General features: G+C 69.5%; 27 protein-coding genes. 11 read left to right on the top strand and 16 right to left on the bottom strand.

All coding sequences use genetic code 11. The features are described 5' to 3' along the window. Positions 1-357 precede the first annotated feature (357 nt). From E1295_RS36175 to E1295_RS36160, 3 genes are all read left to right on the top strand, one after another. On the top strand, positions 358-729 hold the full coding sequence (locus E1295_RS36175; RefSeq protein WP_132637769.1) for a RidA family protein: 372 nt from the start codon (positions 358-360) through the stop codon (positions 727-729). Positions 730-1,492: 763 nt separating this feature from the next. Next, the gene (locus tag E1295_RS36165; RefSeq protein ID WP_246080758.1) at positions 1,493-1,960 is read left to right on the top strand and encodes an HflX-like GTP-binding protein; all 468 of its coding nucleotides are present in this window, start codon (positions 1,493-1,495) and stop codon (positions 1,958-1,960) included. 44 nt (positions 1,961-2,004) lie between these two features. Then, positions 2,005-2,535: a hypothetical protein gene (locus E1295_RS36160; protein ID WP_132637767.1), complete on the top strand. Its 531-nt coding sequence runs from the start codon at positions 2,005-2,007 to the stop codon at positions 2,533-2,535. 130 nt (positions 2,536-2,665) lie between these two features. On the opposite strand, the gene E1295_RS36155 is transcribed toward E1295_RS36160, so the two are convergent. Both E1295_RS36155 and E1295_RS36150 read right to left on the bottom strand, forming a co-directional pair. Continuing rightward, entirely contained in the window at positions 2,666-3,769 is a 1,104-nt protein-coding gene (locus E1295_RS36155) for a CU044_5270 family protein (RefSeq protein WP_132637765.1), read from the bottom strand. Continuing rightward, entirely contained in the window at positions 3,769-4,356 is a 588-nt protein-coding gene (locus E1295_RS36150) for an RNA polymerase sigma factor (protein WP_132637763.1), read from the bottom strand. Before E1295_RS36150 ends, E1295_RS36155 begins: the two co-directional genes overlap by 1 nt. Positions 4,357-4,553: 197 nt before the next feature. Here E1295_RS36150 and E1295_RS49230 point away from each other — a divergent pair, with 197 nt between their 5' ends. Continuing rightward, positions 4,554-4,724 (top strand): hypothetical protein, encoded by a 171-nt coding sequence (locus E1295_RS49230; protein WP_166427578.1) that lies wholly within the window; start codon positions 4,554-4,556, stop codon positions 4,722-4,724. An 81-nt stretch (positions 4,725-4,805) separates the two neighbouring features. Here the strand turns inward: E1295_RS49230 and E1295_RS36145 are convergent, their stop codons facing one another. The 11 genes from E1295_RS36145 to E1295_RS36095 all read right to left on the bottom strand — a co-directional run bounded on the left by E1295_RS36145 (position 4,806) and on the right by E1295_RS36095 (position 15,016). Next, entirely contained in the window at positions 4,806-5,075 is a 270-nt protein-coding gene (locus E1295_RS36145; RefSeq protein ID WP_132637761.1) for a DUF1048 domain-containing protein, read from the bottom strand. A 1-nt stretch (position 5,076) separates the two neighbouring features. After that, positions 5,077-5,433 carry a DUF1048 domain-containing protein gene (locus tag E1295_RS36140; protein ID WP_132637759.1) on the bottom strand — a complete coding sequence of 119 codons (357 nt, stop codon included), beginning with the start codon at positions 5,431-5,433 and terminating at the stop codon, positions 5,077-5,079. Next, complete coding sequence (locus E1295_RS36135) at positions 5,430-5,756, bottom strand: PadR family transcriptional regulator (protein ID WP_132637757.1); 327 nt, start codon at positions 5,754-5,756, stop codon at positions 5,430-5,432. The genes E1295_RS36140 and E1295_RS36135 overlap by 4 nt, the downstream gene beginning before the upstream one ends. Positions 5,757-5,871: 115 nt before the next feature. After that, on the bottom strand, positions 5,872-7,056 hold the full coding sequence (locus E1295_RS36130) for a hypothetical protein (RefSeq protein ID WP_132637755.1): 1,185 nt from the start codon (positions 7,054-7,056) through the stop codon (positions 5,872-5,874). Further along, the gene (locus E1295_RS36125; protein WP_132637753.1) at positions 7,053-7,592 is read right to left on the bottom strand and encodes a DUF6879 family protein; all 540 of its coding nucleotides are present in this window, start codon (positions 7,590-7,592) and stop codon (positions 7,053-7,055) included. Before E1295_RS36125 ends, E1295_RS36130 begins: the two co-directional genes overlap by 4 nt. Before the next feature lie 277 nt (positions 7,593-7,869). After that, positions 7,870-8,931 carry a HesA/MoeB/ThiF family protein gene (locus tag E1295_RS36120; protein WP_132637751.1) on the bottom strand — a complete coding sequence of 354 codons (1,062 nt, stop codon included), beginning with the start codon at positions 8,929-8,931 and terminating at the stop codon, positions 7,870-7,872. 50 nt (positions 8,932-8,981) lie between these two features. Next, a complete protein-coding gene (locus E1295_RS36115) occupies positions 8,982-11,720 on the bottom strand; it encodes an outer membrane protein assembly factor BamB family protein (RefSeq protein ID WP_132637749.1) in 2,739 nt (912 codons plus the stop codon). A 2-nt stretch (positions 11,721-11,722) separates the two neighbouring features. Beyond that, complete coding sequence (locus tag E1295_RS36110) at positions 11,723-12,589, bottom strand: hypothetical protein (RefSeq protein ID WP_132637747.1); 867 nt, start codon at positions 12,587-12,589, stop codon at positions 11,723-11,725. Positions 12,590-12,713: 124 nt separating this feature from the next. Continuing rightward, on the bottom strand, positions 12,714-13,100 hold the full coding sequence (locus E1295_RS36105; protein WP_132637745.1) for a hypothetical protein: 387 nt from the start codon (positions 13,098-13,100) through the stop codon (positions 12,714-12,716). 2 nt (positions 13,101-13,102) lie between these two features. Next, a complete protein-coding gene (locus tag E1295_RS36100) occupies positions 13,103-13,465 on the bottom strand; it encodes a hypothetical protein (RefSeq protein WP_132637743.1) in 363 nt (120 codons plus the stop codon). 156 nt (positions 13,466-13,621) lie between these two features. After that, positions 13,622-15,016, bottom strand: a complete 1,395-nt coding sequence (locus E1295_RS36095) for an MFS transporter (protein ID WP_132637741.1) — start codon at positions 15,014-15,016, stop codon at positions 13,622-13,624. Between the two features lie 87 nt (positions 15,017-15,103). Between E1295_RS36095 and E1295_RS36090 the strand changes: the two genes are divergently transcribed. Together E1295_RS36090 and E1295_RS36085 are read left to right on the top strand one after the other, a co-directional pair. Further along, complete coding sequence (locus tag E1295_RS36090) at positions 15,104-15,925, top strand: helix-turn-helix domain-containing protein (protein WP_132637739.1); 822 nt, start codon at positions 15,104-15,106, stop codon at positions 15,923-15,925. Between the two features lie 14 nt (positions 15,926-15,939). Further along, positions 15,940-16,848 (top strand): DUF6924 domain-containing protein, encoded by a 909-nt coding sequence (locus tag E1295_RS36085; RefSeq protein ID WP_132637737.1) that lies wholly within the window; start codon positions 15,940-15,942, stop codon positions 16,846-16,848. A gap of 36 nt (positions 16,849-16,884) precedes the next feature. Here the strand turns inward: E1295_RS36085 and E1295_RS36080 are convergent, their stop codons facing one another. After that, entirely contained in the window at positions 16,885-17,766 is an 882-nt protein-coding gene (locus tag E1295_RS36080; RefSeq protein ID WP_246080760.1) for an aminoglycoside phosphotransferase family protein, read from the bottom strand. Between the two features lie 127 nt (positions 17,767-17,893). On the opposite strand from E1295_RS36080, the gene E1295_RS36075 reads away from it, so the two are divergent. From E1295_RS36075 to E1295_RS36060, 4 genes are read left to right on the top strand one after another with little or no spacing between them, the layout of a single operon-like run. Beyond that, a complete protein-coding gene (locus E1295_RS36075) occupies positions 17,894-18,595 on the top strand; it encodes a vWA domain-containing protein (protein WP_132637733.1) in 702 nt (233 codons plus the stop codon). After that, on the top strand, positions 18,592-19,647 hold the full coding sequence (locus E1295_RS36070) for a protein phosphatase 2C domain-containing protein (protein WP_132637731.1): 1,056 nt from the start codon (positions 18,592-18,594) through the stop codon (positions 19,645-19,647). The genes E1295_RS36075 and E1295_RS36070 overlap by 4 nt, the downstream gene beginning before the upstream one ends. 21 nt (positions 19,648-19,668) lie before the next feature. Further along, a complete protein-coding gene (locus E1295_RS36065; RefSeq protein ID WP_132637729.1) occupies positions 19,669-20,706 on the top strand; it encodes a protein kinase family protein in 1,038 nt (345 codons plus the stop codon). Beyond that, positions 20,707-21,894 carry an FHA domain-containing serine/threonine-protein kinase gene (locus E1295_RS36060; protein ID WP_132637727.1) on the top strand — a complete coding sequence of 396 codons (1,188 nt, stop codon included), beginning with the start codon at positions 20,707-20,709 and terminating at the stop codon, positions 21,892-21,894. Here E1295_RS36060 and E1295_RS36055 read toward each other — a convergent pair. After that, positions 21,884-23,428 carry a type 1 periplasmic-binding domain-containing protein gene (locus tag E1295_RS36055; RefSeq protein WP_132637725.1) on the bottom strand — a complete coding sequence of 515 codons (1,545 nt, stop codon included), beginning with the start codon at positions 23,426-23,428 and terminating at the stop codon, positions 21,884-21,886. The two genes, E1295_RS36060 and E1295_RS36055, sit on opposite strands and share 11 nt — an antisense overlap. A 197-nt stretch (positions 23,429-23,625) precedes the next feature. On the opposite strand from E1295_RS36055, the gene E1295_RS36050 reads away from it, so the two are divergent. After that, entirely contained in the window at positions 23,626-24,090 is a 465-nt protein-coding gene (locus E1295_RS36050; RefSeq protein WP_220449065.1) for a hypothetical protein, read from the top strand. A 90-nt stretch (positions 24,091-24,180) separates the two neighbouring features. Here E1295_RS36050 and E1295_RS36045 read toward each other — a convergent pair. Beyond that, on the bottom strand, positions 24,181-24,781 hold a 601-nt coding region (locus E1295_RS36045), incomplete at its 5' end, for an NAD(P)-dependent oxidoreductase (protein WP_132637723.1).

Raw genomic sequence — 24,781 nt, 5'->3', positions numbered from 1 at the left:
CCACCCTCCCCGGCGTCCCCCGGATCAGGCTGCCCTCAGCTCCACCCGGCCGCTGCGACAGCCAGGCGATGGAGTCCTTTCACCTCCACTCGGTCACACAGCGCCTCGTGGCGCACTACAGCAGCGGAATACAGCAACGTCAGCTCACAAGATCACATATTGTCAGCCCGCACCTAACGCTTGACCAGGGATGCGGGCCCTCGATGAGGTCACTGGCTCCCGTTCGCAAGCAGGAAGTCAGGAGGTCGAATCTCTCAGGGTCTGTCCGGGCGATCAAGAGGGCGGGCTAACGTGTCGCGGTTGTCAGGGCGGGTTATCTCGGTTGCTGCGGATTTGCTGTGCTGTCACGATCCGCACATGATTACTCCTGGCCCGATAGTTCCTGATGGTGGCGGCTACCGTCACTCGTACGAGATCACCGCTCCTGCACGCCTGGTCCATGTCTCCGGACAGATTCCGGTGGCGCCGGACGGCAGCCTCCCGGACGGATTTGCCGCGCAGTGCCGACAGGTCTGGGCCAATCTGGCGGCTGCGCTGGCTCATCACGGGATGGGCCTGTCCGACCTGGTCAAGGTGACCACGTTTCTGTCAGACAGGGCGTATCGGGAGGAGAACTCCGCCATCCGGCAGGAGGCACTTGGCGACCACGCTCCGGCTCTGACGGTCATCATCACGGGCATCTACGACGAAGCGTGGCTATTGGAAGTCGAGGCTGTCGCTGCGCGGTAGATGCCGCCCGCCGGTCATGAGCTCCGGTCATGACCCTTGTAGCGGTCCTTATCGAAGGCGGGTAGCCCTCCGCCGCGTGATCCTTTGCGCAGGCGGGCGGCCTGGCTGTCGCTCTTCTCGGGAATGGTGTGGCTGATGCCGCGTCGGCGCAGGTGCCGGCGGCATGGGCCGTTGCTGTATGCCTTGTCAGCGGCGAGGCTGTCGGGCTTCTTGCGTGCTCCAGCGCCGGCTGCAGTTGGGGGCAGTCGGCCTGCTGACCTGGTGTGACGATGAGAGACAGCGGACGGCAGCGGCCTTCAGCGCTCAGGTGGAGCGTAGTGGTGAAGCCGCCTCGCGAGTGGGCCTTGGCCACCCACTCGTGCCCGTCTGCTGTGACGGAAACGAGCCCCATTGATCCTCGTCAACCTTCGCGTTCTCGGCGTCTCTGGAGACCCATCTCCTCGAGCTCATCTGCCCATTGGCCTCACGGCGGAGGCTGCCACAAGGCCGAAGACAGCTTCTGGGTGATCTCCTGCGAGGTAGTTCGGGGCACGACCCGGATGGGTTCGCCGTTGTCGTGGATGGTGATGTGCATGTCGTCCACGGTCACGTCCAGGATCTGCGGGCGTGAACCCGTCCGGGAAGGTCGTGGCCATGAGGTCGTCGGCGGTCCACGAGGTACGGAACGGGACCGCCGGGCCCTGGTCGGCCGGTGCGTGGACCGCATCACCGGCGATCAGACGCAGGTGGGAAGAGCGATGGGAACGTCCTTACACTGAGGTGCATGTGCCGCCGGCGTCAGCAGATGAGCGAGCATCGGCGATCCAACGTTGAGCCGGCACCTCACGTGGCGACGTTGGTGGCAGACTCCGACGTGTTGATCGCCGGCCTGTTCTCCGCCAAGCGGAAAAATCATTCCGACCTCATGGACGATCTCGCTGAGGAGATCAGCAACCTGGGTGGGCGAGTCGTCCGACGGTTCGTGCAACGCCGAGGCATCTCGGGCGGCAAGAAGGGTCAAGCGCCAGGAGGAAGGGCGAACATGGACCAGCCCTACTCGGCGCGAACGCTGATGAGCACGGGCAAGGTGCGCGAAATTGCAGAAGCCTGCACGGAGACCCAGGCCACGGCCGTTGTGTTCTTCAACGACCTGACCGACAGGCAACGGACCGTGCTGACCGAGATTCTTGGCTGCCCTGCATTGAGCCGCAGCGACCTGCAACGCTCACTGGATCATCCCTCGGCAAGGTGAACCCCGGCTCCGGCTTGCTGTGATCGGGCTCCTTGTGGTCGGGCATGTCCACGATCATGGTGTACGTGGTGGTACTTCGATTATTTGCCCTCGGCCTCATCAGCGGCGGTGTCATGACGATCCCGTTCATAGGGGACCGGTCCGGCAGTGATGTGAACCATGTACGTCTCGATGCCCTGATCACCATGAACCTGTTTCAGCTCGTGACCGTCCCGCTCGGGTTACTGATCGGCATCCTGCTTGTGTTCATGCGGTCATGGGCGCGCCCTCCCGGCTACGTCATGGCTGCGGCCACGATCGTGTTCGGTGTGGTGGTAGCGACGCAGGCGTGGGCCGTGATGAGCTGGGCAGAGGGCCCACCTCCCGGAATCGGCGATCCAGACGGAGAGGTCGGCCTCGGGGTTCTGAACGTGCTCGGGGGCGCGTTCACGATTCTCGTCGGCGTCTCCATCGCCTCGATGCGGTGGGCCGGTTGGGAGGCGCAGGTGGTTTCGGCGCGTCGGACGCGCTCGCGTAGGGCGCCACGGAGCAGGCGTACGTCATCGGCCCACGTGAAACGCCGTTCCCGACGATGAACTGGCCTCCTCCGAGGGCTGAGCGTCCGTGCGCTTCGCTGTCACGGCCTGTGTCCGCCACCCGCGGACGCTCAACCGCACTGGGTGCTCCCGTGCGACGCGGCCCTGGAACTGTACGGGAAATGCCTGGTCAGCAGAGCGTGGGCTTGCCCGCGTCCTTGGGAACCTCCGGCATGGAGTCGACGATTTCCACCGCCATCACCGCCATGCTGCCGGTCCGGACCTCCTTGACCTGTCCGCCTTCCTGCCGCCCGAGCCAGGACTGGTGGCCGAGGAACCGGTACGTGACCGGCTCGAAGATGAGCTCGCCGCGTTCCCAGCCGTCGGGGGTGTCCAGCTTGAGCGAGGCGCCCACCCCCCGTCGTCCGGCGGGGTCGGTGAGGTTGGGGACGATGGTCACGGTCGGCAGCTTCGACAGCGTGCGGAAGACCGCGGCCCTGGCCTCGGAGGAGGTGAGGGGGTCCTGCGCCAGCTCGTGCAGCGAGCTCGCGATGACCTTCTCGACCCGCATGTCGATCTCGCGCGTGCCCAGTTCCGTCTCTCCTCGTCTGCGCTGGTCCGCCCGGACGAACGTCTTCGCGTCCTCGCGGATCTTCGCCAGAGCCCGATCGGGATCGGCGAGAAGATCGGTGGCCTGGAACGGCAGCGCCAGGGAGCGCTCGTGGCACTGCCCCGCGCGCTGGTACTCCACCGCCCCGGGGGACGGCGGGTGCACGGGGCGTCCTCCGCTTACGACGTGTACCTGCCCGTACGTCGAGCGCGTCAGAGCCTTGCCGGGATCCCCTGCCGGCATCCACACCTCTCGGCGCACGTCCTGGGTGTAGTCGCCCTCCGAGCCGGTGGCGAACGTGACGATTCTCCAGTCGATGTAGACGAACTGCCCCGGGCCGGGCGCCTCCTCCCGTGCCGCGACCGAGGCCGCGTTCTGGAGCAGTTCGGCGGCGTTGGCGGGAGGCGTACCGAACGAAGCTGAATTCTGACCGCCACGCACCACGCTCACGCCCGCGGTCACCGCCGCCGCGAGACCCACGGCCACGCCCGCCTTGATCGCCAGTCGGCGCCCGGGCAATCCGCCGGGCACCCGCCTGGGCGGCCACACCGGCTGACCGTGGCCTTCACCGGCCCGCTCGGCCTCGGCCTCTTCGGCCAGCAGGCCCCGTGCGCGCGCGGTCACCTCGGGTGAGGGGCCAGGCAGGCTGTCATGGTGGCTCTTGAGAGCTTCCAGTTCGTTCATCACAGTGCCTCCCCTTCGGAGCCGACGATCTTGCGGAGTTTCTTGCGGGCACGATTGAGACGCGATCCGACCGTTCCGCGAGGTATGCCGAGAGCCTCGGCCACCTCCTCGTAGCTGAGCTGGGCGCAGGCGACCAGCAGCAGGACGTCCCTGTCACCGGCAGAGAGCCGGCTGAGGCCGGTGGCCAGCCGCGGCCGGATGACCGCCGCGGAGACCTGCTGCACCACCCGCTCGTCGTGATTGGCGACCTCCGCCGTATCGCCGCTTCTGGCCAGTGCCCGATATCTGCGCGCCTCGCTGCGACGGTGGTCGGCGACCAGGTTGGAGGCGATGCCGTATAACCAGGGGCGGGCACTGGGGCAGCTGAGGTCGAAACGTTCTCGGCTGCGGAACGCGCGCAGGAAGGTCTCCGCGGCGATGTCGTCCGCGGCGGACGCGCCCAGGCGTAGGTGTACGTAGCGGTGGATGGAGGAGAAATAGCGATCGAAGACGGCGCCGAAACGATCAGGGTGTCGCCTCGACGCCTCTATCACCTGGGCATCGGTGTCCTCGTTGGGAGGCGCCGAATCTCGGAGGGAAGCTGTCATGCAAGCCGGCCTTTCAGGCGGTGACGTCGGAACACTCGTAGTTCGGCGAGCTACCGATTCTTGTTCACGGTTTGTCACGCCTTGCCACGGCTGCCCGTCCGCCGCGTGCCAGGTCGGCCGCCCGTGTGACAGCTGTCATGTCGGACTCATGATTGCGATGTCTACGCCGCTACACGGTCCTGCACCAGGATCGAACCATGACGAACGGTAAGAACACCCCCAACTGGAAAGTCGGCATGTGGCCGAGCATCGCGATCGGTATGGGACTGGGCGTCGTGCTGCACAACTTCGTTCTCGGCATCTCACTGTCCCTGTGTCTCGGCATCGCCCTCTCGTACGCGCTGGCGGAGAGCCGCGAGACCGGGTAGTCCGACGCCGCAACCCTGGACACCGGCCCTGAAGAACCTGCCCGATTTTCAGAACGCCTGGCCGGGTCTCCTGCTGCTCGACTAGGCGTCGGTGCGTGAGTCTCTCACCAGGTCGTCGCAGAAGGCGGCGACGTCGTTGCCGACGAGTTCCACAGCTCCTCTGCCGGCAGCCGCGCCCTCCTCGAGGAAGTCGAGGAGCCCCGGAAGCAGGGAAGCGTCAGCCGGGCCGACCTTGAAGAAGTAGCGCTGGATCTCCTTGTAGACGATCCGGTGGTCCGGTGGAAGCGCCTTGACCCGGGCCATGTGCGCACGCCACTGCTTCTTGCTCTCGATGATCTCCTGGATCCCCACGTCAACCTCCTAGCCGGCTCAGTTTCCTGGTGACGTTCCTGTTCAGCTGTTCGCGCCATCGGTCGCGACAGGTGCGGGCACCTTCTCCGCCGGCCAGTGCCGCGCAGAATCCTTCGAGGTCGTCACCGAGCACTTGGTGAATGCTCAGCCCGTCGGCGGCGGTCTCTTCGAGCAGCCCGAGAGCGCCGTCGAGGATCGGCAGCAGGTTGCGGCCGGTGAAGTCCGAGTAGGGAAGAAGGTGCGCCTGGACCTTCTCCCACGCCGCCTGGTGGTCGGCCGGCAACGCCTCGGCCCGGGTCGCGAAATCCTGCCATTCCCTGGTGAGGTCGCTGCCGGTCATGGTCTGCCAGATGTTCATTCCCCGCCCTCTCTGAGCTTGTCGATCCGTGATGAGACGTACTCCCATTTCGCCCAGAACTTCGTGAGCTCTTCGCGGCCCGCGTCGTTGAGCGCGTAGAACTTGCGCGGCGGGCCCAGCTCGGAGGGGCGTTTCGTCACCTGGACGAGCCCGTTCTTCTCCAGCCGCAGCAGGATGGCGTAAACCGTCCCCTCGACGACGTCGGTGAAGCCGAGGTCGTTCAACCGGCGCGTGATGGCGTACCCGTAGGTCTCCTCGCTGCGGATGATCTCCAGCACGCAGCCTTCGAGCGTGCCCTTCAGTATTTCTGTCAGGTCATCCATGCCGACCCCCTAGCTACTCAATGACACCGAGTACTACTATACAGTATCACCGAGTAGTGGAGTTGCCCAGCGAGCGCGGCAGTGTGGATCAATTCACCGCATCTCGTGAGGATCATTAAGGCGAAAGGGTGCGCACGGCAGAACCTGCTGTCGCCGCCGCTCGTCTGACCCGCCGTCCGTGCCTGCGCCACCACGCGCGGGCCCATAGAAGATCCGGAATGATGATGAGCGCCAGCACCACGACTGCCTCGGCCATCGCCCACGGCTCCTTCGCTCCCAGCAGGTCCTGGACCGAGTGCACGATCAGAGTGACCACCAGCGGCAGCGTCACAAGTACCGCGAACGAGAGGCAGGCGAGAGTGCCGACGCTCTGGAGCACCGCGTAGAGACGCACGCTGAGTCGTTCGCGTGGCGGTAGCGAGGCCAGCGTGTTGCGTCTGCCCCGAAGGAGACCGACCACATAGGCAGCGCCGCTCCCGTACAGGTTTCGGCAGCCGGTGACATCCTGCAGGAGAAAGTACAGGTCGGTACGCATGAACACGAGGAACTGATTAGCGAGGCGCAGTGTCTGGATGAGGATGACCCAGGAAACGATCGGGTTCGGTCCTATGGCGAACACCCAGGTCAAGGCCATGCCCGAGATCGTCAGATCGACGGCTGTGCCGGCCAGGTAGACGGTGACGCGGATCCGTGTCGGCGCCACCCAGATTCCCGAGACATCGGTCTGAGCCACCAGGAACTGCAGGCGCGTGCCGAGGCTCATACGCGCGGGCACGCTGGCGGCACGGGCGGTGAGCAAATGAGCCAGCTCATGGAGTCCGGTCGTCAGCCACGCGACCACCGCCCAGGTCAGAAGTACGGCGGCGCCGTGGTCGGTCCAGAGGACCGCTTCCCACCCAGGAAAGATCGCAGGCCGTAAGACCAGGCAGGCGATCCCTGTCCCGATCGGGCCCAGCAGGGCCAGGTGCAATGCGGGATGCAACGTCCAACGCACGTGCCGGGGCTGGAGCCAGGGGAAGGTCGGTCGCTGCCACGCCGGACCGGGTATGGGGTGCCCCTCGACCTCCGCAACGAGACCCGCTTCCGACAAGGCGGCGACGAAGTCTGCCACGTCGAGGTCGGTACCGGTCTCCTCCAACAGGTGAACACGGGCCTGCTCGACGTCCATGCCCTGCTGGAGCAGGCGGATGGCCAGCAGCCCTTCCTCGGGTACGGCCACGAAGTCGCCCGAGTCCACCCGCCCGACGATCCACTCGTCGCCATCATGGCGGACGCCGAGCCTGTGGAAGGTGACCGTCAAGCCACCCTCATCCTGGCGCAGTACGTGCGCAGGTCCTCGCCCTCGTCGAAGATACTTGCCAGGACCGGTATGCAGGGTTCGACGAAATCCGGGTCGGTGATCTTACGTGCGCCGGTGTGCACTCCGATCTCGTCGTAGAGCACTTCGTACAGCAGGGCCGGGTTGAACAGCACCAGCTCCGGCACAGGGCCGTCGGCCTCGTACGGGTGCACCGCCGAGACGGGCACCACCCTGCTGTTCTCACCCTCCTCGGCGCGCATGGCTAGCAACGCCAGTTCCCAGCGGACGTACGGAGAGAATGGCTCCTCAACTATCCGGATCCGCCGGAAGTCCATGTGGTCGGGATTGTCGCTGCGGAAACCGGGACGCATCTGTTCCGCCAGTTCCATCGCTCGGTCCCAGTCTCCGTCGAGCATTGCCAGGTAGCTGGGCAGATCTCCCTCGTCGAAATGCTGAGCACGTTCAAGTTTCCACAGGACGCCGCTGGCGCGTTCGAACTCCCTGGCGAAGTCGGCGCCGTACTCGGTCGCGTTCATCGTTGTGGCAGGCGCGTTCCGCAAGCGGCTCAGAACGTTATTCATCACGCCTCCTTGGGGGTGCGGGCAGGTTGCCCTGCCCGCACGTGAATCAGTTCGAGTTTCCTTGGCTGGGAGTCGACGCGGTGGGCTCGATCTTCTCCAGCCGGCGAACGATAATTTTCTTACGCGGCTTCCGCTCCTGCTGTGGTTCCGGAGAGGGGGTGTTACTCATGACACTCCTTACCAATCGGGTCGGGAACGGCAACTGCGAGAGTATGGTCTGTTCGGCCAAGGATCAAGAACAGACTTCACAATGAGGCCTCGATGCATATCGGGCGTACACATGTCCGTTCGGGTCCAGCAGCGTCACCCCGTGAAAATAGCCTGGCGGGGTAGTCATGGTCCCCGTAACAAAGGCCAGGACATCGTGCGCGACCAGATGTCCCGACAATCCTGCGGACGCGCTGGTCGCACCGGGCCAGGCGTAGTCGGCGCCGGGCTGTGGCGGAATTCCGGCCCGTACACACTCGAAACAGGGTCCACCGGGGCCGAAGACTCCCACACTGATGAGGGGTCCGTTGTACCCACCGCTCACCCACGGAATCCCTGCTTTCGCGCATGCGCGATTGGCCCAGGTCTGGATGCCGTGCGGCTCGCGCGGCCGATCGGCGCACAGCGCCAAGACGTCGAATCCGTCGACCAAGCTCGCCAACTGCTCGGACCTGTTCACCATCACCTTCTCCACGGTGACGTCGACACCGGAATTGGTCTGCCGCAGCCGTTCCAGCGCCACTTCGGTCTTGGGGCGGCCGATGTCGGCCTCGGTGTAGAGCAACTGCCGGTTCAGGTTCGACAACTCGACGACGTCGGGATCCACTAGGTGCAGCCGGCCCACTCCGGCTGTCGCCAGTGCCCAAGCCGCGTGACTGCCGCTCCCGCCCAGGCCGAGCACCAGCACTCGAGCGGTCTTGATCCGCACCTGCGGTTCCCAGCCATGATCGCGGGGAGTGAGATCCACCCAGCGGAAGTACTCTCTGCTGCGGCTATAACGGTCCTTTTCCTGCGCGGTCAGCTCCTGGCATGGGCTCGGGTCGGCTTCTTCCACATGGCCGGAGGACAGAAGGGTCTCGACGATGTCCTCAGCGTCCTCGCCGGTCAGGACGGGAAAACGAGAGCGAAGCCCGGAGGCGATCTCCGTGGGGGAACGTGTGCCGTTCATGAGCGTCAGAGCGGTCCACGCCCAGCCGTCCGCATCCGTGATTTCCGACGCTATGCCGTGCAGGGCACCGCCGAGGCGGATGGTGCCGTCGCCGAGCCGGTATGGAGCATGCTCAGGTTTGACACGAGGAAGGCGCATTCACCGATGGTCGGCAGCGACGCCTGCATCGTCAAGATCCGTGTTCCTTGTTACGGTCGGTTCGCTGACGGCAATGCGTACAGGTTGCCGTTCGCGCTGCCGACGTAGACGAAGCCGCCCGCCACGACGGGCCGGGGTTCGATGGTGCCGCCGGTCCGTACGCTCCACCGCGCCGTGCCGGTGGCGGCGTCGAGGGCGTGCATCGTTCCCTCGTCGTGCCCCACGTGCACGGTCCCGTTCTTCACCACCGGGCCCGAGACAGGTCCTTTGCCCAGCGGGAAGCTCCAGCGTGGCGTGCCGGTGGCGGCGTCGAGCGCGTACAACCTGCTGTCGACGCCGCTGGCGTGCACAAGTCCGGAGGCTGCCGCGGCGCTCCACTTGTAGCCGGGTTTGTCGCCTCTGGTGGGGAAGGTCCACAGCCGTGTGCCGGAGCCGGCGTCCAGCGCGTACGTCGCGCCGTTCGTGTCGCCGAGGTACACGGTCGCGCCGGCCGGCACCGGACGGGAGCCGACGGGGCCGCCGATCCTCGCCTTCCATCGGACCTGCCCGGAGGAACCGTCCAGCGCGTGCACCCTGCCGTCGGTGCTCGCGGCGTGGACGACCCCGCCGGCGCGCGCGAGATAGGTGTGGTCGTGCTCCCCGCCGGCCCTGAAGCGCCACTTCATGGCCCCCGAGGCGGCGTCCAGCGCGTACACGGTGCCGTGGTCGCTGCCGACGTGGACGACCTCACCGGCCAGCACGGGATCGGGGTTCAGGACGTCGCCCTCCGGCCGGAAACTCCACAATGTCGTGCCGGAGGCCGCGTTGAGCGCGAGGACCTCGGCTTTCGTGGAGAAGGGGGACTTCCTGGTCCATACGTACAGGCGGCCGGTCGCGGACACGAGGTCGCTCATCGCGTCGATCCTGCGGCTCCACCGCATGCGGCCGGTGGCGGCGTCCAGCGCGACCAGCCTGCCGGAGGTGTTCGCCGCGAACACCGTGCCGCCGGCCACCACGTGATCGACCAGCAGCGAACCACCCGTACGGAAACGCCAGCGCAGCGTTCCCGTGGCGGCGTCCAGGGCGTACACCGTGCCGTCGCCGCTCGTCGCGTGGACGACGCCGCCGGCCACGACCGGCTCGGCATGGATCACCGCGTCGGTCGGATGGCTCCAGCCGCGCGCGGGCGCGGGGACGGGGGCGCGGACGCCCGGCCGGTACCGCGCGAGCAGCCTGCGCTGCAGCGTGGGGGAGATGAGCCGGACCGCCTCGCGCGAGAGCGAGGTCAGCCGGACGATGACGGGGCCCACGTTGACAAGGGTCGCGCCGTAGAATCCGTTCGTCTCGGCCACGGTGTAGGACAGGAAGCCGGGACTCTCGGTGGTGGGATCGATGGCGTTGGCCTCCTTGACGGCGGCGGCCTCGGCGGTGAACAACGCGCGTGCGCCCGCGTACGTCGGGGACAGCCACTCCACGGAGAGCGAGACGACGACGCCGTCGTCCGTGGGCGGTATCCAGTCGCATTTCGCCGGCTTCGTCCGTGCCTTTCCCGCCGCACGGCCGTCCGCACCGCCGTCCGCACCGCCGTCCGTACGGGGAACCGGGTGATAGCCGTCGGCGAGGACGGACAGGTCCCGGCCGGTGAGCAGCGCGCAGGCGTCCGGCCAGGCGCTCGCCGGGACGGCGCCGAAGCGTGCGGGCCCACGCGAAAGCCCGTGGACCAGCCGGTACGCGGTGAACCGGCCGGGCACATCGCTGAGCACGAAGGCCATCCCGGGGATCGACCCGGCCAGGGACACCCGGTCGTACGGCAGGTCGAGCGGCAACGCGGCCAGCCGCCCGATGCCGGGGTCGACGGAGAACAGGTATGCGGCCAGCGGCCATTGGCCGTCCGGGACGGCCCTGGCATGGTCGGCCGCCGCGGAGTAGGAGGCCGCGAACAGGGGCGGGACCCAGCGGCCGGGGGCCGTGACCGGCGCGGCTCCGGGGGCGGTGGGCAACAGCCGGCCGTCCGCCCCGGCGAAGTAGTGATCGTCGGCCACCGAGGCGTGGAGGTGTCCTGCCGCGTTGGCCGTGACCTGCATCGCCGAGTCCTGGGCCGGCGGTGACGAGGAGGGCGGCAGCGCGCGTGTCCATTCCGTCCGCAGCGTGCGCGGGTGCAGCGAGGCGAGCCGCGCGTCGTCTCCCGCGCACAGGCTCAGCAACGCCACCGACCGGGCGGTGGCCGCGCCGCGAAGGTGGCAGCCCGGCGGATACGTCATCCGTGCCGTGGCGGCGCCGGTGCGGAGGTCCAGGGCCTGGACGTGGAAGGGCTCGGCCGGTCGTTCGAACACCACGATGCCGCGCTCGGTCACCATGATGCGCGAGCCCCGGTAGTTGCCGGGACCGTCTGTCCCCGGCCGGCGCGGGGAGATGGTGATCGTGCGTTCCCACAGCGCGGCGCCCGTGGTCAGGTCGTGGGCGTCCAGGGTGTGCGTGACGACGTCCGGCGTACCTCTCGACACCACCAGCGTGTCGCCCGCGATCCACACGCCCGTGAGAGGCGGCCCGGCGGGGATGGAGCGCAGGAGCCCGCCGGTGCGCGGATCGTGGAGGTGTACGGCGCCGTGGCGGGTCGCGACGGCGACCGCGTGCCCGGACACGGCGCTTCTGGGCGCGTCGAAGGGTGACTCGCCGGTGCCGGCGTCCGTGGACACCGACCACGCCGTACGCCACTCGACGGGCACGAGCGGCAGCGGGGGAGCGGACGCGGCCGAGCAGGCCATCAGGACCGCCGCGAGCAGGACGGCGGCCGCGTGGCGCCCGCGCACGGTCAGCACTCCTTGACCTGCTGGATCTTCCGCTCGATCACACACGCTTCGCCGCGCGAGATCGGCTGCCAGCCGCGCAGCGGGGAGACGGTGTAGTAGGAGCGGTAGGCCTCGGCGGTGCCGGTCACCCGGAACGGGCTCCCGCCCGGCCCTTCGATCGTCAACTGCTCGGTGCGGTCCTCCGCGAGCACGGTGACCTGGAGATCGAACTCGTAGTAGGCGGCCGTGCCTTTGACCGACAGGGAGAGCGTGATCCTCTCGTCCCGTTTCAGGTCTATCTGCTTCTTCCTGAAGTAGGACGTGCCCGGGTCCTCGGCGGCGGCGAAACGGGGAGCGGGCTCGTCGAGGTCGGCGGAGAGTTCGACCGTGTCGACCTCGCCGGCGGGGGTGCTGATCAGCACCGCGCCGTCCGAGACCGGTGCGCGGGTGAGAACGCGCGGCTTGATGTCGACGATGCGTACGCTGCTGCGGTTGCCGACAAGGACGACGGTGGCGTCCGCCCTTTCCAGAGGGGCCCGGTGATGGCGGGTCATGACGGCGTCGACCCGCGCGCCGGACGCGTTGCCGAGCAGGATGGCGCGCTCTCCTGGATCGGTCACCGGCTCCCTCAGGGCGGTGTCCTGGGCCGAGTGGTCGACGGCCACGTGGCCGACTTCGACGGGGGGTTCTCCGCTGATCAGGTCGACCGTGTCGTGCCCGCGCGTGTTGAACCAGGCGGTGAACACGACACCGATCGCCGCGATGAGCACAGCGCTGAGGATTCCCGCCAGCCAGGTGCGCATGGCCTTCCCCCGCCCGGCCGGCTCGGCCTGTGGGGTGGGGGCGGCCCGCCCGGGTTCGGCACGCCTGTTGCGGCGTGCTCTGCCCATGGGACGTCCCCTTCTCAGAAACGGCGGATGGATCTCCTTCGCATAGTGCTACAGGGTTTCCGGCGGCGTGATGGTGAGATATTCACGACGGGCATGGTGCTGAGCACTCGCGCGGGGTGGTGATTCAGGGCAGCGTGTCGATGAGAACGTGCGGGTCGAAGGCACGCAGTTCGTCGGCTCGATCCGTGAGAACGGGCCATTTCCGCATCCGGGAACACCAGATGACATGGCCGGCCGTGACATCGCGGGAGCCTTCGAGGATCTCCGCGATATCCCCCACTTTCCCGCTGGTGAAGTCGTCGACCTTGACCGCCGGATTGCTGATGAGTTCGAAGAGTTCGATCTGGGTCGCCAGTGGCGATATCGACAACACGGCGGCGAGAGCGGTTGCCGGGATGCACAACTCGCCTCCGGCGTACAGGCAGGCTGCTACCACCGACCGGGAGTATTGAGTCTTCGCGACCGTGATGTCGACGAGGGCGCTCACATCGAGGACCCGTCCAGGCACCATGTTCAGTCCTCTCGACTCCGCTTCAAGCCGAGACGAGCCCACTCTTCGTCCGACATCCGGTCCACATCGAGCGAATCCGCCGCCCGATCGAGATCCTCTCGCTGGAGATTCCACCGCTGTATGAGCGTGATGGCGTGGGTCTTGTTGCCGACCTCACGCTCTACGGCAGTGCGGATCACGTCAGCGATCCTAAGGCCGTCGGCTCTGGCTTTCCGGGAAAGCGCCTCAAATACAGCCTTGTCAAGATCTACGGTGACGGTTCTGGTGTCGAGTGAGGGATCTCCGTGGCCGTTGGGCGAGACTTGAGGCGCCGGCCATCCGGTGAACTGCGGCTTTCCCCCATTGTCGCGCTCGAACTCATCCATTTTGTCGCAACTATCATTGTTTCGCCGCGATGGCATCGGGATGGCCATATGCAAGACGGTAGCCCTCCAACGCTGGTCGCGATAGGCCTTTGCGTTCGTTCGCTGGAAGACCACAACCGGCATACGGGGCTTTCCGCGGCCGGCGCTGGAGGTCGATCAGATTCGTGTGGTACGCCGGGCCAGCACGGCGACCCGCAGGGCGCACGCCGTACCGATCGCGAGGAGGACACTGACGGCGGCGACCACCCGCAGGAGACCGTCGGCGGAGGTGGGCGCCGCGAAGTAGAGGCTGCCGATGCCGGCGACGGCGGTCACCTCGGCGAGCACCGGGCCCGTGGCGTTCAGCGCCGAGATCGCCGATGCCAGCCGCGGCTCCACCAGGGAGGTGATCTGCGCGATCAGCGGACTGTAGCCGGCGGCGTGGCCGGCCCCGGCGAGCAGCAGCAGCGGTACGGCGCTCCACGGGTTCCACTCGTCCCGGTGGAGGAGCACCAGCAGGGCCGCCCCCACCGCGAAGGCGATCGGTCCCGCTGTCGGCAGCACGTTCTGCAGCCACTGCGGGTAACGGTTCCAGGTGAGGCTGAGCGCGCCGAAACCGAGCGCGTACGGCACGAACGCCAGCCCCGCCCGCAGCGGCGAGTAGCCGAGCGCGGTCTGCAGGTGCAATGTCAGGGTGAGCAGGAAGACGGTGTAGCAGCCCATGACGATCCAGCACGCCGCCAGCCCCGGCTTGGTCCCGTCCGGCCGCAGCGCCGCGAGGTCCAGCACGGGATTGCGCGCCCTGATCTCGTGGCGGACGAACACCACGAGCAGCGCGGCGCCGCACCCCAGCGAGATCCACGCCCAGGCGGGCCAGCCGTGATCCTGCCCGAAGATGAGCGGGAGGGTGAGCGCCGTCATGGCGACGGTCAGCAGGGCCACGCCGGCGAGGTCGAGGCGCACGTTCTGGTGCGTACGGAGGTTCGGCAGGACCCGGAGGCCGATCGCCAGCAGGACCGCACCGATCGGGAGGTTGATCAGGAAGATCGGCCGCCAGGAGAGGCCGAACAGGTCGGCGCCGGCCACGAGCCCCCCGATGACCTGCCCCATCGCGACCCCCAGGGCGAGCACCATGCTGTAGACGCCGATCGCCCGGCGTCTTGCCGCCCCCTCCCAGTGCAGGTGGATGAGGGCGAAGATCTGCGGCGTGAGCAGCGCCGCCCCCATGGCCTGGGCGATGCGGGCGAGCACCAGCACGGTCGCGTCGGGGGCCAGCCCGCACAGCAGCGACGCGCCGGTGAACCAGCCGAGCCCCAGCAGGAACGCACGCCTGTGCCCGATGACGTCGCCGATCCGCGCGCACGTGACCAGCAGGACTCCGGTGGTCAGCAGGTAGCCCGACACGATCAGCTGGATCTCGGCGTCGCCGGCGTGCAGGCCCTCGCGGATGGTCACCGCGCCTACGGACACGATCGACGCGTCTATGGACGCCATGGCCTGCCCGGTGAGCAGGACGGCCAGCATCCGGCCCCGCCGGGCAGCCGTGACCGACGGGGGAACAAAAGTGAGCATACGGTCAGCATCGGCCGTCCGTGGCCGCCCGGTCTTGAACGAATATGCGGGGGCCGTCCTGTCGGTGCCGTTGCGTACGGTTGTCCGGTGCGAACAGAGAGACCGCTGATCCAGAGCCCGCACTTCGTGATCCGCGCGGTCGAGTGCACCGACGACCACGGCGGCTGGTCGGCTCCCGAGACGGCTTCCGGCGCCCAGATCGTGCTGGTGCGGCGGGGGCGGTTCCGGCTCGACGCCCAGGGGCGGGAGCTGACGGTCGAGCCCACGACCGGCTACCTGCACCGTTCGGGGGAGGAGGTGCGCTTCGCCCACCCCGCGGGCGGTGACGTGTGCACCTCGATCACGCTCACCGGCGACGCGCTGACGGAGGAGGTCGACGCCGTGCGCTCTCCGGCCGTGCGGGTGGACGCGCGGCTCGAACTGGCGCACCGCCTGCTGCTGCGCTCCGGCGCCGACCCCGGCTACGCCGCCGTCGAATCCCTCCTCGACCTGCTGCTGCTGGCGCTGCGCGAGCAGCCCCGTGAGGTGTCCCCGCCGGGGCGGCGAGAGCTGGCCGACCGCGCCAGGGAAGCGATCCTCGCCGACGAGCCCGGCTGCGCCACCCTGGTGGCCCTGGCCCGCCGCCTCGGCACCTCCCCGTCACACCTGAGCCACACCTTCCGCCACCACGTCGGCATGCCCCTGAGCCGCTACCGCAACCGCGTGCGCCTGAGCCGCGCGCTGACGCGCCTCGACCAGGGCGAGACGGACCTGGCGGCGCTCGCGGCCGGCCTCGGCTTCAGCGACCAGGCCCACCTGACGCGGGTCATGCGCGGAGAGGTGGGTCACACGCCCGGAAGGGTCCGTGCCCTCCTCGGCGCGACCTCCACCAAGCCGCAGCGGCGCCAGGCCGCCGCCACCCGCCCGTGAACCTGGGAGGAACCATGTCCCGTCCTTCGCTTCCCCCGGCGGCGCCCGGTGAGGTGCTGTCGGTCTGCACCTGTTACGAGGACGGCAGGGCCCAGTGGGGTGGCCTGCCCGGCAAGGACCAGGTCCTCGCGGACGGCGGGGTGCGGCTGCGCCCGGTCGAGAATCCCGCCTGGGACTACGTGCACGGCGGCGCCATCCCGGCGCTCGTCCCGGACGGCGGTTCCGTGCCGCCGGTCGCCGTCCTGGTGGACATTCCGGTGGTGTTCGGCGGGGACGGGCCGCTGCTGGTGGATCTCGCGGCGGTGCCCGGGCGTGGGGTCCGCGTTCCACCGGCCCGGCTCGGCGAGGTCCTGGCCGGCCTGCTGGGCGGGGCGCTCACGTTCGACGACCTGGTACGCGGCATGGACCGGTCCGGCATGTACATGGGGGACGCCGGCCGGCCCGCCTTCCCCATGCCCGCCCCGCCGCCGGGCCGGTCGTTCCCGGCGCTGCCCTCCACCGACATGTCCCTGCTCGTCCGCACCTCCTTCGACGACGAGGACGGCTGGCACGCCCTGCTGGACGAGCTGGGCGGGATCGACGAGGACGGCTGCGTCGGCACGGACGAGCACGACGGGGAGCACGCCCCGTTGACGGCGCTGGTCGTCGACGACCGGGCCTTCGAGGGCCTTCACCCGGGCGAGGTGCCGGCGCTGGTGCCGCCCGATGAACACACCACGCTGGTCGCGCTGGCCGACGCCCGCACCTTCGCCGAGCCCGGCCGGCCGCTGACCGCCGTCGACCTGTACGACACCCCCGGGCAACCCGCCGTCGTCCCGTGCCGCGAGGTCGGGTCGCTCGCGGACAACCTGGAGATCGGCAACATGGACTTCTTCGAGTTCGTCGCCATGGAAGGCGTACAACCGTGGTGGGACCTCGTCTGAGGCCCGTCAGCAGTCGGCCGCAGGCGACGGCAAGCGTCAGCCGATGAGGGCCTCGGTGATCTGGCGGGAGGTTTGCGCGGCGATGACCGGGTTGACGGCGGCGTAGGAGGTGTAGGCGTTCAGGCCGGTCGTGAGGGCCCAGCCGCGGCCCCGCATCCACGTGGCGTCGTCCACGCCGAGCGCCTCACGGAAGGCCGCCCGGCTGCCGGCCGACATCAGGGTGTAGGCGATGGTGAGGTCGCAGGCCGGGTCGCCGATGCCGAGCCCGCCGAAGTCGATGACCGCGTGGAGGCGGCCGTCGAGGGTCAGCAGGTTGCCGGTGTGGAAGTCGCCGTGGAACCAGACGGGCGGGCGGTCCCACCCGGGAGCTGTCAGGGCGGTGTCCCACAGGTCGGTCATGGCGGTGGCGTCGAAGACGTCGCCGACCTTGGCGATGGCGGCCCGGGTCGAACGGTCCCGGCTCTCCAGCGCCTGACCGGCGAGGCCGTCGCGGTTCCTCAGGGCGCGTACGTCGTACTGCTGGAGGGCCACCAGGAACTCGGCGAGTCGCACGGCGACCGCGGACGAGTCGCCCAGCGTCTCGACGGTCGCCACCTCGCCCTCCAGCCAGCGGGACACCGCCCACCGCCACGGATAGCCGAAGCCGGGCTCGCCCACCGCCACGGGCGCGGGAATGGCGAGGGGCAGGTGGGGGGCCAGCTTGGGCAGCCACTCGAGTTCTTTCGCGGCCTGTCCGATGGCGCCGGCGTGACGCGGCAGCCGCACGGTCAGCTGCTCGCCCAGCCGGTAGATGACGTGATCGGAGCCGGCCGGTTCGAGCAGCGTCAGCGGCAACCCGGCCCACTGCGGATACTGCGTGTCGACCAGCCTTCTGACGAGCTCGGCAGTGATCGTGGGGCGAGGATCGACGGTCGTCACCAAGTGCGGGCTCCTGTGATGGTCGTACGACAGGCCGTCGGACCATCACAGTGCACGACGGGTCCGCCTGTCGACCCAATTTGAGAGCCTTGCCAAGATTGGCAATCGCAATCAGGATGAAAAGCCGATGGCATCGGCTAACGGGCGCCCCCGCGCCTTCCCCTTTTACATCGTGTGCGACGTGTCGCACTCGATGCACACCGCCCGCGAGGACGGACGGCCCACCCCCTTCGAGGTGCTCTCCAACTGCGTGGGCGAGCTGCTGTTCGAGCTGGAGGCGGGCGATCCGGGCGTCAGCGAGGCGGCGCACGTCGCCGTGGTGTCCTTCGCCGACAAGGTCGAGGTGGTGCTCCCGCTGACCAGGCCGTGCGACGCCCTCAGAGTGCCGGCGCTGAGACCGGGCATGCAGACGGACTACCTGGCGGCCTTCCGCGGGCTCGTGAAGATCGTCGAGAAGGACTACAGGAAGTTGTCCAAGCAGTTCGACGTACGGGCGCCGGTGGTCTTCTTCATCACCGACGGCGAGCCGTACGTCGGCGCGACCCACCAGGACGTGCAGGTCTGGGGCCCGGCGCGCGACCGGCTGGCGGGCCTCGACCCGGCCCCGTACATCGTGGCGCTCGGCTTCGGAACGGTGCAGGAGGACACCCTGCGGCGGGTCGCCACCACCCTGCGGGGCGAGGTGCTGGCCTTCGCGGGCGAGGTCGCGACGGGCGCGGCCACGGTGCTGCACGGCATCGCGCAGGCCGTCTCCGACAGCATCAGCGCCTCCATCAACAGGAACACGGCCGTTCTGCGCGGTCCTGCCGGGATGCGGCAGCTCAGATGATCAGGGCGGCGCTGGCGGGGCTGGTCCTGGCCGCCGGGATCGGCCCGGCGGGTCTGCCGGGCCGGCCGGGCGCGCCCTCGCCGGAGCCCACGGTGACGGTGACCGTGCAGGGCGGCGGGTGGGCGGCAAGCCCGCCGTGGTGGATCCTGTCCGGTGTCGTGGGCGCGGGCGCCGTACTTCTCGGGTGGTTCGTCCTGTCGCGCAGGACGCGCGCCGCCGCGGCCGGCGGGAGGGCGCCGCTCGGGCCGCCTCCCCAGCCACTGCCCGTCCTGCTCGCGGGCGGCGCGGACTCGCGCGCTCCCGGCGTCGCGCTCGACGGCGGCATGCTCGCGCAGACCACGGTCCGCGCGGTGAGCATCCGCGGGCGGCGCCACCGCTACCGCGGCGAACCTCTGCAGGACGCCTACGCGGTACGGCTGAGCGCCGACGGACGCTGGGTCATCGCGGCCGTCGCCGACGGGCTGGGCAGCACGTCGCACGCCGAACACGCCGCCGCGGTGGCCGTACGCGCCGCCACGAACCTCGCCCTGACGCCCGACCACGGCTGGCACGCGGCCTTCGCCGCCGTCGCCGGAGAGGTCATGCGCGTCACCGCCAGGTTCCACGCCGCCGGCTCGGCGTCGGATCCGCCCGCCACGACGCTGACGATCGCGGTGGTCCCCGCGGACGGCGGCCGGGGGGTCGCCGCCTGCGCGGCCATCGGCGACTCGCCGGCGTTGTGGCTCCACGGCGGGACGTGGACCGAGCTCTTCCCGCCCGACGGGCAGCGACCGGCCAACGTCACGTCGGCCCTGCCGGACGACCTCGGTGAGCTGCGCGAACGGCAGATCGACTGGCAGCCGGGCGACGTACTGGTCCTGTGCAGCGACGGCTTCGGCACGGCCATGGGCGGCGGAGGCAGCCTGCTGGCCCAGCAGCTCGCCACCTCGTGGTGCTCTCCGCCCGAGCTGCGCAGCTTCCTGCACGACGTGGATTTCCAGCTGTCGACTTACGACGACGACCGGACCGTTCTGGCGTTGTGGGCGGGCCGCCACGACACGGCGGTCATGTGACAGGAGCGCGGCGGCAGCAGCATGAACCCCCCAGATGTGGTCGACGAAGCGGATCTGACGCCCCCCACGGACGCCGACGCCTACTCCCTGCGCCCGGGAGGCCAGGCGCGCAGCCTGACGCCGTGCGGCGTCGACGGGGTGCCGGGCCGGTTCCTGTTCAAACGCTATGACGAGGAGACGCTGGCGGGGCTGGACGAGGACGCCCTGCTCGCCATGGTGCGCTGGCGGCGTGAGCTTCCCCGGCACGACCGCGCGACCCTCGACCAGCGCTGCGCGTGGCCGGTCGCGGCGGTCCGGCACGACCGGATCACCGGCATCCTGATCAGGCCCGCTCCCCGGCAGATGTTCGTCGAGCTGCGCGACCGGCTGGCGCCGCGGCACCTCGACGAGCTCACCCGGTCGCCGGAACGGGTGAGCGCCCTGCGTGATCACTACGGTACGCGGTACTACGAGCCGCCCTACAAGCTGGCCGTGCTCGGTCAGCTGCTCGCGACGGTGCAGTGGCTGCACGAGCACGGGTACGTGGTGGGCGATCTGCAACTGCGCAACGCCGTCTTCACCGTCGACCCGGCGCCGGCGGTGTACCTGCTGGACTGCGACTCCTGCCTGCCGGCCGGAGGCCGTGGCGCGCTGGCGGAGGTCGATCCTGAGCAGTGGAAACTTCCCCGCGAAGGGGCGTTCACCCAGGAGTCGGACTACTACAAGTTCGCGTGGGCCGTCGTGCGGTGCCTCCAGGAGAGCACCGAGGCGTGGTCGGTGGACGAGGCCGCGCTCGCCAGGGTGCTGCCCTTGCGGCATCGCCGTCTGATACGGCAGTGTCTGGACGGTTCGCCGGAAACCGTGGACGTCGCGCGATGGCGGGCGGCCGGCGAGTCGTGGCAGTGGCTCGTCACCCCTGACCGCATCTACGTCGAAACCGACGCCAACCTGCGCGAGGCGTGGCGGCGGGGGAGATCCGCGGCGGGCGACGGCTCGCGGGGCCGGCGCGGTGCCGTCGTGGTGCTGCTCGTCGTCCTGGCGGCGTGCGCCGTCGTCCTCGCGCTGACGTTGGGAGCCTGAATGGACACCGGCGAACCACGGCGTATCGGGCCCTACGAGGTGCTCGGCCGCCTGGGTGTCGGCGGTCAGGGCACGGTCTACCTCGCGCAGAGCGAGGCGGGCCGGGTCGCGGTCAAGGTGATCCACGCGCAGGGGGCGGCCGACCCGAGGGCGCGCAGGCGCTTCGCCGACGAGGTGGCCATCGCCTCGCGGGTGCCCAGGGCGTACACCGCCATGATCATCGACGCGGCCATCGACCGTGACCAGCCGTACATCGTCAGCGAGTACGTGGAAGGCCCGTCCCTGCAGAGGCTCGTCGACAACCACGGGCCGCTGTCGGGGCCCGCGCTCGAACGGCTGGCGACCTACACGGCGACCGCCCTGGCGGCGATCCACGGCGTGGGAGTCGTCCACCGGGACCTCAAGCCCGCCAACGTCATCATCGGGCCCGACGGGCCGCGCGTCGTGGACTTCGGGGTCGCGCGGGCCCTGGAGGCGACCGCCGTGATCACCACGCCCGTCGGGACCCCCGGCTATCTCGCGCCGGAGCAGGTGGTGGGGGACACCGAGGTGGGGTTCCCGGCCGACGTACACGCCTGGGCGGCCACCATGTACTTCGCCGCCACCGGCAGGATGCCGTTCGCGGGCAGCAACGTGGCCGTCATCATCAACCGCGTCCTGACCGAGACCCCCGACGTGACGGTGATCTCCGAGCCGCTGCGGTCACTGGTCGCCGACTGCCTGGCCAAGGACCCGGCGCGGCGGCCCACCACCATGGAGCTGCTCGGCCGGCTCGTCGGGCATCAGTCGGACAACGCGCAGGCGACGGTGCCGCGTACGCGGGTCCTGTCGGCCGTGCTCGGGACGCTGAAGGAGACCACCACGCTGGGCAGCGGGTCCGCGGCCGACATCGTCGTCCACGGGCAGGGCGTCGCCCCCGCGCACGCCACCGTGCGCAAGGTGAGCGGCGGCTACCGGCTGCACGACCACAGCGGCGGCCTGGGCACGTACATCGACGGCAGGCCCGTCCTCTACGCGACCCTGCGGCCGGGCGACCGGTTCACGATCGGCTCGGCGGTGCTCCGCCTCACCGAGGCGGGGGAGCTGGAGCGCGTACGCGGGCCTCGCATGTCCGACTGGCGCTGGCGGCTGCTGCTCCTCCTCGTCGCGGCGGCGGCGCTGGTGATCGTCGTCGTGGTCACGGGATAGTCACGGGTGTGGGGTCGGTGAGGTTCACCCGCTCCCCGGTCCTGGAGTCGAGCGTGAAGGCGCCGCTGGCGCCGCGGATGGCGTTCGTCCCGGTGAACAGGTAGAGCTGCCCGCGCACCGCCGCGGTGGAGGGCAGGTTGAGCTGGGACGGGTCGGCGCCGATCGCGGCCTTCTGCACCGCGGTGGCGGCGGCGGTCACCGCGTCGTACGACATGATGGCCAGCCCGCTGCCCAGGTGCGCCGCGGAGAAGCCCACGCCGTGGTGGGGCGCCACGAACTCGTTCCTGAACTGCTGGTAGAGCTGACGGTGCTCGTTGTCCTCGTGGTCGAGCCGCGTGGGGTCGGCCAGCGGCACGAACATCACCTTGATCGGCGCGTCGGGGTCGTGCAGCGACGGGTCGTCCGGGTCCTGGTTCTGGGCGTCGTCGCCGGTGACCACGGTGATCGGCGTCGACCGGCAGGGCCGGTTGCGCAGCAGCTTGAGGAACGTCGGCATGAACGTCTGGCGGCCGGCGTAGAAGATCATGTCGGTCTTCGTGCCGCAGATCGTGTCGCTGATGGTGCGCAGGAGCGACGGGCCGCCACGCGGGTCGAACGGAAAACTCAGTCCGGATTTGTCGACATATTCCTTCAGCCCGAGCTCCGGATCGAGGAAGGCGTCCTTCAGCGAGAGGGCGTACAGGTCCTTGGTGCCCTGCGGGGTCACGTCGGCCCACATCAGGGCCGCGCTGCCCTTGACCTTCTTGTCCTTGAGCTCTTTCGCGATGGCTTCGAGCTGCGCCGTGGTGCTGACGGCCGTGCGGGTGAGACCCGGAATGGGTCCGCCGTCGTCGATCTCCCCCGTGGTGTTGAACCCGGCCGCCGTGATGAAGTCGGCGACCATCGGGATCCCGGGGTCCTTCGCCAGGGCGCGCGCGGCGTCGATGCTCTCCTGCTGGCTCGGACCCATCCCGGTGACCGCGGCGATCTGGCCGGGAATGCCCGTCGCTCCCGTCGCGGCGTTCTTGCGTACGGCCTCCACCGCCGTGCGCCACTTCGAGCCGTCGTGGCCCGTGTTGGCGAGGACCAGCCGGATCTTGGGGAACGTCTCGGACCGGTTGGCGCGGTACTGGCCGATGAACGCCCCTTCGAGCTGGTGCAGAGCCCGGTCGCCGACCAGCCCGCGCGGGCCCGCCCCCATCGGGGCGAGCAGGGCGATCGTGCTGTAGTCGCCGCCCTCGACGACCTCACGGTTCTCCGCCGCGATGACCTCGAGAAGCTGCCGGTACTCCTCACCGAGCACCATCGTCCCGTCGGCCGGGTCCATCAGCCCGACGCACTCGCCGTCGACGGCGACGACGTCCTCGCTCTGCGTCTCACAACCGCCCCATGGCCACCAGCCCTGGGTGTAGTTCACGAGGACGACCGTGGAGATCAGGACGGCGACGACGACCACGATGACCACGAGGCGGCGGCGGAAAAGCGCTCCCGCCTGCCGTAACAGGTGCCAGACGCGCGCGGCTAAGGAAGGGGGCGGTGCCGGTTCGTCATACATGTGGACTCCAACCCGTCACTGATCCCTTGACGGTGCACTCCCCGAAGGCCGGTCGTACGTTCCCCTCCCTGGGTCGGCGGGCGCCTAAACGCATCGTCATAAAAACGTGATCAGTGAAGTGACGGGTCGAGCGGGAGCCCCGGCTCTTTCCTCCGCTGCGTCGCCGGCCCCGGCGTTGCTCCGGGAGACTTTCCGGCATGCGACATGTCCCCGCGGAAGTGCCCCTGACCGGCGGGCGCATCACCTCAGGCGTCGTCCGCGTCGCCGGCACCGTCCGGCGCCCCGCCACAGAGGCGTCCGCCTTCGTCGCCCGGCTGCTCACGCACCTTGAACGCCGCCGGTTCACGGGAGCGCCGCGCCATCTCGGACAGGACGCGGCCGGTCGCGACCTCTTCAGCTACGTGCCCGGCTGGGTGCCGGACAGGTTCCGCCGCTGGAGCGACACCCAGGTCGCCGCGGCCGGCGTACTCCTGCGCTCCTTGCACGACGCCACCCGCGGCAGCGGCCTCACCGGCGGACACCCGGTCGTCTGCCACCACGACCCCGGGCCGAACAACACGGTGTTCCGCGCCGGGCTGCCGGTCGCCTTCATCGGGCCGCCGTGTTCGACGCCGTCCTCGACCGCCAGTCCCGCAACATCCGGTGGTGGGCGGAGCGCGTGACCGGCCCCTCCCACGGGCCCGCCGCGCCGGAGGAGATGATCGCCTGGACCCGGCGCGAACACGCCTTCACCGCCGCCCACCGCCGCGACTTCACTGCGGCACTGCGGTGACGCCGATGTGCGTACGGTGGTGGCCAGGGGCGTCGATCTCGTCGAGCAGGGCGACCGCCAGGTCGGCGTACGAGATGCGGCCGGCCGGGTCGACGGCCGCGACGCGATAGCGGCCGGAACGTGTGCCGGCGTGGTCGAAGTCGCCGGCCGGGCTGACGATCAGCCAGTCCGTCGTGGTGTCCGAGGAGCGCAGCAGGTCCGAGGCGGCCGCGTGCCCCAGGCAGATGGGGCGGAACTCCTGCGGAAAGCCCGGGGTGTCCATCAACGGTGTGCCGTCGGGGGTCTTCAGCGTCGCCGCGAGGCCGACGGCGACCAGCCTGCCCACCCCGGCCCGCGTCAGCCCGTCGGCAAGGGCGCGGGCGGCGGCAGGGAAGAAGACGCCGGGCCGCGCCCCGGCGTCGTACGCGGCCATGATCGCGGCGTCGTGCCCGGTCGCCAGGTCGGCGACGGCGTCGGCCTCGGTGACGTCGCCGGTGCGGACCGTGGCCCCCGCAAGGTGCGGGCTCCGGTCCGGGTCGCGCACGACCGCGGTGACCTGATGGCCGCGGCGCAGGGCCTCGCCGACGGCTGCCCGCCCGGCA

The sequence above is a fragment of the Nonomuraea mesophila genome, assembly GCF_004352805.1.
In the GTDB taxonomy this organism is placed as follows: Bacteria; Actinomycetota; Actinomycetes; order Streptosporangiales; family Streptosporangiaceae; genus Nonomuraea; species Nonomuraea longispora.
Note: the sequence above shows the minus strand (reverse complement) of the source record. Positions and strands in the feature narration are given on the sequence as shown.